This is a genomic window from Microcystis sp. LEGE 08355 (assembly GCF_015207185.1).
GTDB classification, from domain to species: Bacteria; Cyanobacteriota; Cyanobacteriia; order Cyanobacteriales; family Microcystaceae; genus Microcystis; species Microcystis panniformis.
The window spans coordinates 1-9,582 of the sequence record NZ_JADEXI010000133.1 but is presented as its reverse complement, the minus strand read 5'-3'; the positions used below and the strand labels follow the sequence as shown (position 1 = coordinate 9,582).

The following is a 9,582-nucleotide window of genomic DNA, read 5'->3' as shown; positions in this document are numbered from 1 at the left end:
TCCCGAAGCGTAGTAATCACTCCTCTCGCGCCATAATAATTCTAGACAACTAAGGAGAATGATGATCTGTTGCAGGTGTAGATCACTTGCCAAGGGTGGTTCATCACTCCATAAATCTGTGGGGGGATAGGTGACATCTGGGATCATGTCTAGGGCTGTCATGACTTTTTCCAGGTATTTTAGGATTGATTAATTATAGCGTTTTTCCCACTACTTTAGAGATGGTACTGGGGGATTTTTGCCCCTAATTTAATTCTAAGTAGGTAGGCGTTAAAAGTTGTCAGACACCCCCCTTATCAAGGGTAGGGTTGATTCATGAATCAACCCTACCTTATCAAGGAGGGCAGGGGGGATCGAACCTAAAATCCATTTTTAATTTAATTATAACCAGAACGTAGGTTGGGTTGAAGCATGAAACCCAACGCCCGCATGGGTTACGCTACCGCTAATACCAAATTTCTAAATCCATGACAGACATCCACGCTCGAATGCTTGCCAAACCTTCATTCGTTGTGACGCGAATAAAGAAAAATGGTATAACCCATCCTACAAATAATTGTGCCTCCCTACTTATCGATGGTAGAAAAAAAACCCACCTTTTCTGAGGGGGTAAGGGACAGGGCGATCGCTATTGCCGTTTCTAAACTAAAGCCTGACTGCAAATAATGATGGGAATTGGTTGCTCCTCACCTTGCAAGCGGCGGCGATCTAACCAGTCCCGCATCTCATGTTGGCTGTATAATTTCTTCAGTTCGCTAAACAAAGCTTCTCCTGTCAGGCTACGGCGCTTAATCAGGTTTAACTCGCGCTTGAGTACAGTGGTAATCGGTTGGCGAAAGGCCTGTTCTAATAGGTTAACCTGCTTACGGATTTCTTCATCCTGCGTGGTTTTGAACAGCAGTCCCAATTCTCGCAAGATGTATCGCTGTCCTTGAGTCAGAGAACGGCTGTACTCCCGTTCCGATTGGCGGTGTTGGACTTCTTGAGCAAATTTAATCTTGACTTGCATCACTGCTTGGTTGTAATTTTTGGGCAGCGGCAGTGCTGCTTCTTCTGGGTTGGTTTTGAGCATTCCTAAAATGCGGGCAGTATCTTTTGATCTGATCTCTCCCTGTTCATCGAGCCAGTATAATTGCTGGTAGCCCTTCCAATCTTTGCGGTTCGGATAAGAAGCTTCACAGAAGACAATTATGCCCTTATTCAGAGAAAAGCGAGCCGTTCGGATGCCGTGAGGCAGGTTAGTTATCCGTTCGTATTCAGCCGGATTTTCTCGCTGGAGTTGTCTGAGAATTTCTTCCGCTTCATTGAGGTCGAGAAATTCTCCCTCATCTTCAAACAAACTTAATTGATGACTACCACTTTTTTCATAAATCGCATACATAGCCTCTTCGTTAAGCTGTTCTGTGGGGTCAAGAATTGCCGCATCCTCACCGATGGTTTCATGAATTTCTTGAATGCGGTTTTTGAGTTTTTGTCGTAATCCTAGATTCCGCTCTAATCCCGTCTCTGGGAGAAAATTAAAGCCGTAAACCACATCATTCTCGCTGCCAATCCGATCAATCCGACCAAACCTTTGAATAAGTCGGACGGGATTCCAATGCAGGTCATAATTAATAATCAGGTTGCCATCTTGTAGGTTTAAACCCTCGGCTAAAACATCGGTAGCAATTAAAGTTTTGATTTCCGACTCTCCCGGGGTCAATTTATAGTATTTGTTGGCTTTGGGGGCAAATCTTCCCACTACCCGCGCCTTATCTTTATCGCCACTGTAGATGACTTCTAGATCGTCTCGATCGCCGTTAGGATTGAGGTTTTGATATAAGTAAGAGGCGGTATCAGCATACTGAGTAAAGATGAGGCACTTGCTATCCTGCAGCGGAGGTTTATTCAACCAATTTTTGAGAGTTTGTAATTTAGCATCTTTGTCTGGAGTAATTGGCTCAACTAAGTGCAAAATTTTCTCTAGCAATTGGATGTCATGTTCGAGGTGTTTCTGCAATATTGTGGCATCAAAATCAGCTAGATCATACTTCCCAGATGCCTGACGCAAAGCATCGATAATATCTTGTTCTTCCCCATTGTTTGGTTCATAGAGAATTGCCTGAGCTTCTTCTCCGGCGGGGATAATTCCTTGGCGTAAAGCTTCTCGAAAGCGTTGATGGACTTGCAGTAATTTCTTAACAGTTTGTTGGAAGGCATAAACGCTAGATTCAAAGCGTTTGAATAGCAGAACTCGCATCAGTCCTCTTAAATTTGCTCCCCCAGTTTGTAAACTGAGTAATGGTTCTTGTTTGCGCTTATTTGGTAATACATAATTCCCCAAACCATAACGAGCATAGCAAAGTTCATTTTTACGAGGTTTGGCTGGTTGCTGTTGGCGAGATTTCCCTAAATATTGGCGCAGTTCTTGGTAAAGTCCTTGATAGGTATCTTCAATACTATATTCAATGGTTTGTAGTTCTCTTTTGGGAAAAAACTGATGCTTACCACCCACAATAACGTAAGCGCGTTGATTTCCGTTTAAATAATCCTTGAAATTGTCTGCATCTACGGGTTTATGAGTCTTGGCATCAAAGCCGTACCAGCGTAAAATGTGGTTGCGAGTGCGCCGGATCAAGATATTAGATAACAAGTCAGGTAACTGTTTTTCTCCTTTCTCTACTAATCTAAAATACTCTTTTAGATCGGGCGGATCTATGGGTAAATCTGTCTTATCATCTTGATGAAAAAGCTTAATCTGATGATAAATATCCCAAGCACTTTTATTGCGAGGAGTTGCTGTCAGGAAACAGCATTGTCTCCCAGCTGCTAAAAAGGCTTCGACGATTTTATATCTTTGGGTTGCGGCATTCCGGAGGTTATGACTTTCATCAATTAAGATAAAATCTCGATCTTTGTATTTAAAATCTTCTAATAAAACTCTGATGCCACTGGTTTCATCTTCCCGCAGCAATCCCATCGATAAAACGCGGGCGTTAAGTTGATAAATTTCGTTGTAGCGTTCCCACATTTCCACCAGTGGCGCTGGACAAATAATGAGGGGGCGGGCTTTTTCCACTTGTTCAAAACGTTTGACAATGGCAGCACCAATAAAGCTTTTTCCTAGTCCTACCACATCGGAAACGAAACAACCTCCATACTCGCGGATGAGTTTAACAGCTTGGTTAACTGCTACTTTTTGAAAGTCTGCTAGTTTCTCGGTAATTTCGTTATCTATCATCATTTCGCTGGCAGTTTCTTCTGTCAATCGATCGCGCACGAGCATATAGAGAGTTTTCATATAGATGTCGTAGGGACGTACTGGCATCATCGCCCAAGACTGTTTTAAAGACTGCATCAGTGTTTCATCAAATTCTGTTGCTTCCTGCCAAAGTTGATTGAACCATTCTGTTAAACTGGCATGATTTTCATTACCGTGAACGATAACATTAAGTTCGGTATTGTGGGAAATTCCTGATAAAGTAAGGTTAGAAGAACCAACGATAGCAAGGCCTTTTTCTTGACGTTCCAAAGGTTGTCCCTGCTGGTTATAAATTGTCCCGTAGTCGAAGATATAGGCTTTAGCATGGAGTCGCCCTTTAGTATAAACTCGCACCTGAAGGCGTTTTTCTTCAATCATAAGAACCAGATTTTTTACTAAGGTTTCTGCTTGATCTGTTTGGTCCATTAGTTCGACGCTGGAACGAATATTATCGGCGGTTTCTGTTGCCATCTGCTGGCGTTCTGTCCGTTTGGGATATTCTTGTGCTTCCAGATGGTCTTTAATTAGTTCTAAGCGGCGGTAGCCTTCTGCTAATTGTTCGATGGTTTCCCTGTTGCTGGTGTTGCCAATCAGGAGGCGCATTTGTGGGATGGTGGCGAGACGAGGTGCGATCGCAGTAAAGCCAGAGAGGAAAAAGTAACCGACGGCAAAATGAGCAGCTTCCGAGGAGTGAAGAATTTGGTTGATGTTATCGACTAATTTTTGCTGGCGATTGTCGATGATGTCGTGGGTAGGCATAGTTCGATATCCATAAGATAATTGTTATATCAATAATGTTTTTTAAGAAAATTTAACCTATATTTACAGCTAAATTTTTAGGTTCTAAGGGAGAATGATGTAATAACATTAGTTGATTTTCTTGTAAGGTTTCGATAGCATAAGCACGTCCTGATGTGTCGCTAAATTCCACTTCAAAAACTGTGGGTTCATAAACTTCTACAATTGTTCCGACTTGTCCGCAATATAATCCTAATTGGGGTAAGTCTTCTAATAAGGCAACTACATCTAAGAGTTTCATTTGATTATCTCCTTAAAGTGCATAACAAGTCACTAAGCGGGGAAAGTTTTCGTCATTTCTGATGATCCAAACACTGTGAATAATGGCGGTTTTGTTTTGATGAGTCAGGGTAAAATCAATAACATACTTTTGTCCATATTGATTGATTTTGTCAGGAATAGCATCATAGGTTTTAACTGCTTCTAGGAGTGCATTTTTAAGAAATTGAACGTTATTAATATCTAAGTTTAAGACGGATTGAAAAACCCTAGCTTTATGCTGTCCATCTGAATGATTTAGATTTAGGGCATAACCGGTCAATTTGTTATCATCAATAATGGTATTTTTAGGATTGGGTAATTTCACATTATACCACCTACTCAATCATTGTCTCTGCTGCCTTGATTGAACTATGATCTATGGCGCTCTCGGTCAATTTCAGAAAATATATCATCGAGTTCTGGTTGATTTTTCCATACTCCAATAAGAGTTTCTAAGTCTTCCCACAATAATTTTTTTTGAATTAAATTATCGGGAATTGACCGAGAAATTTTTACGCCATTAGGAAGAGATAAATCCTCTAATAGCTCGATAGTATTGCCTTTGATAATTCCTTGTATTTTCATAGTAGTTTAGGATAAAGCTTGCTCAACTAAGACGGCAGTTTCACGATCTAGAATAGAGAGAGTTTCTTGAATTAAATTGACTTCACGAGCTTCAAAAAGGACTTCGCCACACTGTTCGCACACCCAAGCAGGGACAGCATCCCAAGAAAGATGGTATCCGTTGCGATCAATGGCAAAGGGAGCAGTTCCCCGTTTCATTTGTCCCTTGCAGCAGAGGCATTCCATTCTAACGTCTCCTTCTAAAATTAGATGACCACTTTGATGGATCGGGAAGGTAGGCAGTAATAATCGCCAAATATTCGTCTTTGGGAGCACAGACGACATGAATCGGTCTGCTATTTTCTCCAAATCCTAATATTAAACAACTTTGTCCCCTCACATCTTCAGGATAGCTTTCTATCAGTTCACCTGTCATGACAACAGTTTCGATCTCGGTTGTTGTCATCATGCGATCGCCTCGTGACATCTGCCCAATAGTATGGGGAAGAAACAGAAGTCTTTTGGCTGCTGCTTCTCGTACTTGTTCGAGTATCTTGTCAGAAGTCACTTCAACTGGTTAAGCTCTATATTTGCTGTGGTTTTGGGGCAATGGAGACTAAATCTAAGGAAATTTCATTTGTGAGGGGGTGGTTGCTTGTGTCATGGGTTAATTCTCTTGGGGGTTTTAATAATTATATCTCAATCAGGAATAATTAAATCAATTATTTCTCTCCGAGATTATTAAATCTGTCATTTTTTTGCTGGACTTTTAAGGTATTTTTTATTATAAGATAGATCGCCTATTCCACTTTCCACACACCCCACTAAATCTTTAGCTGATTCATAAGCAGAAATCGGTTCTTCTTCTTCTGTAATTTCTGTCTTCTCTGCCTTAAATTGCAAGAATTCAATAAAGTCGATTACTTCTTGCTGTTGTTGGGGGGTGAGGGTGTGCAGTTTTTCTAAGATGGTTTGTGAGGGGGTAGTTGTTGCTTGTGTCATGGTTTCATTCTCTTGGGGGTTTTAATAATTATATCTTGATTTCAGATACCCGACTTCTTTAATAATTCGGGTATCTAACCCCTTACAATCCATACAATGCCGCTACTCTCTCATCTATCTCTTTCTCCCATTCTTCACAGTTAACCCCTTTGGCATCTAAGCATTTTTGTACTAATTTAATGATGGGTTCTTTTTCAGATTCAGAAGCATTTGGAACTATAGCTTTTTGAAGATATACTCTTAGTAATTGGTATCCGTTTTGAATTTGTGTGCAATGACGGGTTATTTCTTGCCAAAAGGATTGAGAATTTAAAATACCTAATAAATATAAATCATCAATTACTATCATCCATACAGCGTCATTAACAAATATTCCATTAGTATCATAAGCAAAGCAAGGTTTTACTTGAAAACGTTGATAAACGATTTTAGGCTTACTCAATTCTTGATAATAAGCCACATTATCTTGTATCTCATACCATTTATATGAACCTGGCTTACGTCCTAACCATTTTTGAGTTTTAGAATAGTTTTTAGGCTTTGGTTCTAATTGTGATCGATATTGTTGAAGATATTCTCTAACAGCAGGAAAATCATTAATTTCAATTCCTTGTTTTGTAAAAATTAACCATCTATCTTTAAGATCAATAGACCACTTTTTAATGTCTTTACCAATGGCTAATGGTTTGATTATTTCTGAGCTTTTTTCATCTTGATTGATTAAATATTCTTTTGTTTTTTTATCAATAAAAAAAACTTTGCTTAAACCTGTTTTTATTCCATAAAAAAAATTTCCTTTCACGTATTCTTCTAAAGTAATTCCCGACGCTTTCATTTTTTTAATAGAATCAACTGTAGAAGTATCAGTTAACATCCAATTTTTTCCATTCAAGGATTGATGATTTAAAATATTTCCCTGTTGACGAATTAAAGTTGAGACATCAGGATAGGGATCATCTAATGATTTTACTTCAGTAAAAATAATTGAATCATTGAGTCCTTGCTCTTTATTAGCAATAAAAATCATCGGGTAAGCTGTCGCACTCTTGAATACTGGTAAATCCCCAAAATCGGTAATACTTCTCACCTGACAAGTATCAGCGATATGCTCTCTTAACTTCTCCCCATACTTTGCTCGAAACCATTTATTAGAAGAAATAAAAGCTAACATTCCCCCAGTTTTAAGTAACTGTAAAGCTCTCGCATAAAAGAAACAATATAAATCCGATGTTCCCGTATAAACTTCCGGGTAAACTTGCTTTAAAGTTGGCTTTAAATCCTTAATTAATTCCTGTCTCACATAGGGGGGATTTGCTACCTGAATATCAAAACCTCCCTCCGCTAATACCTCGGCAAACTCCACCACCCAATCAAATCCTTTTGAGATAGCTTCCTTATCACTCGCAATCACAGAAGCACTGCCATGGGTTAATAAAGCAATCTGTTTCTTAACCTCATTAATCTCCTGTTCAAGACTTTGTTTATCACTGCCTAAATGCGCTCTTAAATACTTCGCTTTAGCTTCCCTAAACCGATGGATAAACTCCTCGCGCACCATCCCAGAACCTTGGGGATTAGGAGCAATTAGACTATCTCCTGTTTCGATTTTAAACTTCAAATTGGGTAGCGGTGGCGGATTGTCTCCCTCATATTCAACCGCTAAGGAAAGCCATAACCTTAAGCGAGCAATATTAACCGCAAAAGGATCGATGTCAACTCCATAGATATTGGTTTCAATAATCTCTAACTTGCGCTGATAAACCGTTTTGTAATCAATACCTTTAGTGGCAAATAAACACTGACGCAAATCTAATAACTCATGCAACATTCCCAATAAATAAGCTCCACTTCCACAGGCAGGATCGCAGACTTTAACCTGTTTTAAGGTTTCTAAAACTGCCTCTGGATTCTTTAAATTAATAGCATTATATTCGTCAACAAAAAGCTCAATCGCTTCTTTGTTTTCAGAAGTTAATTTACTGCTTAAATATCCCTTTAAAGCCTCCCGACACATAAAAGAAACTATCGGTTTAGGTGTGTAATAACTACCTGATTCATGTCTTCCCGTGACTAATTCCTCAAACACTTTTCCCAACATTTCTGGGTCCACTGCTACCTCCACATCCAGGGGTGTACTCTCAGTTACAGTGAAATTAAAATTACTAAAAAGGCCCTGTAAGATAACATCGATCGCCTGATCGGGTACTATTATATTAGGATTGCGGTCATCTTCATCTTGTTCAAATAATCCCCCATTAAGATAGGGAACTGTGCCGATTATTTGCCGAAGAAAACCACCGTTATTGATACTGATAATATCCGTTTGTTGGGGATTATTTAGTCCCGTAAAAAACAGATGAGTCAAGCGATTATGATAAAAGTTTTTGTCCGAGGTGCTGTTATCATTCTGATAATCCTGCCATAAGGTTTCTAGATAGTTTGTTTGTTCGTTAAACTTCAGCCAACCTTTTTTCTGGATAAAAACAATAAACATCAGGCGATTAAATAGCTTCTGAGTAAATAGTCTTCTCTGGTCAGCATTAGGGATAGTTTTAGTAATTAATTGCTCAACTTTTTCAAAGACCGAGCGATACTGTTCAAAAAATTTCTTAGTAACTTTCTCAACATCAAAAGCTTCATCATGACGTTCCTGAATCGCTAAAGGAGACTCGGAACTAATATTATCTAAATCCAGTAAACTTAGGCGTTCTGTGGCGGTTCGTAACTGTTCCCCCGGACCCACTGTAATTCGCCGCAAGACTTGCCGTTTTTCTTGTTTAACATCATATTTAACATTGATAAAATGCCACCGTTCTTGGTGGGAATCAGAGAACACAAAGAGAGTGTAGGGATGGTTTTTTAGCAGTTGAGTAACGACAAGACGCTCTAAATTGAGCAGCAGTTGCTCCGAGTTGAGACGAGCATAAATAATCTGAAAATCTTCCCCCCCAGAAGCTAATAGGATTGGATCTTCTGCTAATGCTTCTACTGCTTTATCTGGCCAATTGCGTCGGGACAAGGTTTGATTTTCTCGCTCGTAATTTAACTCAGACCAGAATAATTTTTTGAGCGCATCCAATCCTCTCAGGGATGAAAGAAGGTCATAAACTGACTGCCGAAGTTCAATATCACTCATAAGTTTTCTCACGACCTCTCCTTTAGGTTTACTTTCTCTAGGTAGCTGGTTATAAATCCCCCCTTGATCCCTAGGGTTGATTCATGGCAGGGTTGATTCATGGTAGGGTTGATTCATGAATCAACCCTACCCTTAATAAGGGGGGTGTCTGATTTTAACATCTGACTATTTAGGACTTTTGCCACTTCAGTTAAATTGTATCGGGATCGATGCCTAATTCTCGCAATTTTTGGGCTAATTTTTCCTTAGCTTGTCGTTCCCTTTCTTTTTCTAAAAGAGCCTGTTCTTTCTCTAAAAGAGCCTGTTCTTTTGCCTGTCGTTGCTCTAATTCCGCTTCTTGAGGAGTGGGGACTAATTGACCATCGGCGGTAAAATAACGCAGTTTCCGGTCAAATATCCCTAAATATAATCCTAACTGTTCACTCCAGAGATAACCCTGTTCATTGGGAGAAATGGCTTGATATTGTCCCTCAATTAGTCTAAATCCTTGTAATTCTAACGTATTAGGATCGAACCAAAAATAATTAGGAGTGCGAAAGGTATTTTGATAGAGAGTTTTCTTGTTCTTGCGGTCAATATT

At 39.4% G+C, this 9,582-nt stretch carries 8 protein-coding genes and 2 pseudogenes; all 10 read right to left on the bottom strand.

Going from position 1 to position 9,582, the window contains the following annotated elements; all coding sequences use genetic code 11:
• A pseudogene (locus tag IQ242_RS09150) lies at positions 1–162 on the bottom strand (Uma2 family endonuclease); the annotation flags it as partial.
• Between the two features lie 478 nt (positions 163–640).
• Positions 641–4,000 carry a helicase-related protein gene (locus IQ242_RS09145; protein ID WP_193959751.1) on the bottom strand — a complete coding sequence of 1,120 codons (3,360 nt, stop codon included), beginning with the start codon at positions 3,998–4,000 and terminating at the stop codon, positions 641–643.
• Between the two features lie 52 nt (positions 4,001–4,052).
• Positions 4,053–4,280: a DUF4926 domain-containing protein gene (locus IQ242_RS09140; protein WP_002790332.1), complete on the bottom strand. Its 228-nt coding sequence runs from the start codon at positions 4,278–4,280 to the stop codon at positions 4,053–4,055.
• Positions 4,281–4,292: 12 nt separating this feature from the next.
• A complete protein-coding gene (locus IQ242_RS09135; protein ID WP_193959750.1) occupies positions 4,293–4,625 on the bottom strand; it encodes a DUF6883 domain-containing protein in 333 nt (110 codons plus the stop codon).
• A gap of 44 nt (positions 4,626–4,669) precedes the next feature.
• Positions 4,670–4,885: a hypothetical protein gene (locus IQ242_RS09130; RefSeq protein WP_072923986.1), complete on the bottom strand. Its 216-nt coding sequence runs from the start codon at positions 4,883–4,885 to the stop codon at positions 4,670–4,672.
• Between the two features lie 6 nt (positions 4,886–4,891).
• Positions 4,892–5,110: a YgiT-type zinc finger protein gene (locus IQ242_RS09125; RefSeq protein WP_052278163.1), complete on the bottom strand. Its 219-nt coding sequence runs from the start codon at positions 5,108–5,110 to the stop codon at positions 4,892–4,894.
• Between the two features lies 1 nt (position 5,111).
• Positions 5,112–5,432: a DUF4258 domain-containing protein gene (locus IQ242_RS09120; RefSeq protein WP_052278164.1), complete on the bottom strand. Its 321-nt coding sequence runs from the start codon at positions 5,430–5,432 to the stop codon at positions 5,112–5,114.
• A 182-nt stretch (positions 5,433–5,614) separates the two neighbouring features.
• Positions 5,615–5,866, bottom strand: a complete 252-nt coding sequence (locus tag IQ242_RS09115) for a DUF2281 domain-containing protein (protein ID WP_193959749.1) — start codon at positions 5,864–5,866, stop codon at positions 5,615–5,617.
• An 82-nt stretch (positions 5,867–5,948) separates the two neighbouring features.
• On the bottom strand, positions 5,949–9,002 hold the full coding sequence (locus IQ242_RS09110) for a DNA methyltransferase (RefSeq protein ID WP_193959748.1): 3,054 nt from the start codon (positions 9,000–9,002) through the stop codon (positions 5,949–5,951).
• 190 nt (positions 9,003–9,192) lie between these two features.
• Positions 9,193–9,582, bottom strand: a pseudogene (locus IQ242_RS09105) (Uma2 family endonuclease); the annotation flags it as partial.